This is a genomic window from Flavobacterium croceum DSM 17960, assembly GCF_002917885.1.
Taxonomy (GTDB): domain Bacteria; phylum Bacteroidota; class Bacteroidia; order Flavobacteriales; family Flavobacteriaceae; genus Flavobacterium; species Flavobacterium croceum.
This window is the reverse complement of record NZ_PQNY01000068.1, coordinates 1-2,429: the sequence shown is the minus strand read 5'-3', so window position 1 is coordinate 2,429 and position 2,429 is coordinate 1. Positions and strand designations below refer to the sequence as shown.

General features: G+C 33.2%; 2 protein-coding genes. Both read left to right on the top strand.

Going from position 1 to position 2,429, the window contains the following annotated elements; all coding sequences use genetic code 11:
- Window positions 1–229: 229 nt before the first annotated feature.
- Window positions 230–721, top strand: coding sequence for a hypothetical protein (locus Q361_RS13395; RefSeq protein ID WP_211290395.1), 492 nt, complete (start codon window positions 230–232; stop codon window positions 719–721).
- 223 nt (window positions 722–944) lie between these two features.
- Window positions 945–2,204, top strand: a complete 1,260-nt coding sequence (locus tag Q361_RS13385; protein WP_103727228.1) for a serine hydrolase domain-containing protein — start codon at window positions 945–947, stop codon at window positions 2,202–2,204.
- The last annotated feature ends 225 nt before the right edge of the window (window positions 2,205–2,429 follow it).

Genomic DNA, 2,429 nt, shown 5'->3' with positions numbered 1-2,429 from the left:
TCATTTTATTTTAAATTGAAGTCTGTTTTTCACGAAAATGTTTATCTTTAGCAGAAATTTAGCCGTTCGCTGGCTTCGCTTCTGCGTCAAGCCGCGAAACGTTAGCGGTCAGGCTATGACGACACAACCGACAGACAACGAAATGAAATAATAGATGAAGGAATTAATAATATTGACAGTAATTTCAGGACTTGCTTTTTTGCTTTTTCTCGTGACACTCATATTGGGTTTGACGAAAAAGAATAAGAAACTTAAACTGACTTCGTTGCTATTATTTTTTGCGTTTATCGGTTTGACGGCTTGGACAGGTTTCAAGTTTGTAAGCAAGACCTATAACAAGGTAACTGAAACTTTAAGACCAAGAACGGGAGACGAAATTTATGACGCACTGTTTGACAAAAGAAAAACGGACTGCATTAAGATTTTGAATTTCCAAGACCAAGTTGTTCCAAAAATTGACTATGCTATTTGGTTACACTTTGAAACTTGCCCAGACGAATTAAAACGAATTTTAAGTTTACACGACTTTAAGACTGAAATTGTTTCAACAAAAGGTTGGAATACAGATGGACCTCTTGCAAACGAAAATTGGTTTAAGCCAGAAACACTTGGAGACAGTATTCTCGTCTTTACTTATAACAAAGACGAATATGGAAATGGACAATACATTTATAGTTCAATCGACAGCACAAAAGTATTTTTAAAAGACATACTTGATTAAATATGAATTGGGTAAGCAGACAATATATTGACGAAGAAAAAGAAGCCCGAACCGCTAACAGGCGTTTGGCAAAAAAGCGGATTCAGTGCTTAAATGAATCTTTGTGCTTCGTATCAAGTTCAGTGCTGGCAGAAAGTTTAGTGCTTCGAAATCCGCTTCTTCGCCAAGCGCCAAACCGTTAGTGGCAATGCGACCGCAGAATGAATAAAAAAATTAAAAAAATATGACAAAACCTATTTTAATCGGCATTTTATCATTGATAATTTCATCATGTGCAACAAAAAGAAAAGGGCATTCAGAAGAATTTATTAAAACTCAAAACGAGTTAACCGAAAAAATCACAAAAGTTAGTAACCAAAGTGCTTTTAATGGGTTTGGTGTTGCATTGACAAATGACAAGGAAGTTTTATATCAAAATGGTTTTGGATATGCAAACGTAGAAACAGGAGAAAAATATACAGAAAATACAATCCAAAATATTGCATCAGTTTCGAAAACATTTGTAGGTATAGCAATTATGAAAGCCCAAGAGTTAGGCAAATTAAAACTTGACGACCCAATTAGTAAGTATTTGCCTTACAAAATTGAAAATCCAAAATTCAGAGAAAATCCAATTACAATAAGACAACTCGTTACACATACTTCTTCAATTCGTGACAACGAAGAGTATCTTCATAGAGCTTGGCTATTATTTGATACAATAAATATAGAAAAAAATTTAAAAATAGACATTGGAGTATGCAAGTTTAGTTCACCATCTACAGAAGTATCAATGGAGGATTTTTTAGTAAATGTACTAACTGAAAACGGAAAATGGTATAAACCAAATACATTTACTGAATACAAACCCAGTCAAATATTTGAATACTCAAATATGGGAACAACTTTGGCTGCATTGATTTTGGAAAAAGCAACAGGAGAAAAATTTAATGAGTTTACAGAGAAGTATATAATTCAACCATTAAAGATGGAAAGTACAGGTTGGGGTTTACGCTCAATAGATATGAAAAAACATTCAAGGCTTTATATAGACAAAAAAACAGCTTATCCATATTACACTTGTGTAACTTATCCTGATGGAAGTATTATAACATCAAGCAATGATATGAGTAAATATATTTGTGAACTGATAAAAGGATTTACAGGTAATGGAACAGTATTGAGTAAAGAAAGTTATAAAGAACTTTTTACCCCACAACTTAATTCTGAAAATTTTATAGACAGAGGCACAAGCGAATATAGTGATGAGTATAATATGGGTGTTTTAATGGGATTTGGTTCAACAGGCAATTTTGGACATACTGGAGGAGATCCAGGAATGTTCTCAGTAATTTGGTTTGATAAAAATAGTAAAATAGGAAGATATTTTGTCATAAACACTGATTGGGATGATAAGGCTTCTGGCAAAACTCAAAAAGAAATTTATGATATATTAGATGAATACGCATTAAAACTTGACAAATTAAGTAAAGAAGAAAAATAGCACTGCCACTAACAGGCGTTTGGCAAGATTGCGAATTTTGTAGTAAATTCACGTTTATATTTCGCAAGAAATTTTATCTTTAACAGAAAATAATCAGTTCCGAAGTTCGCAACCTCGCCAAGCGCCGGAACGTTGTGTGTCAGTTTCGGAAGAATAAACGCCGCAGACAACAATTCGGAAGAAAAAATATCAACTTTTTTGTGTTTTTTTAGAGACTTTTAACCA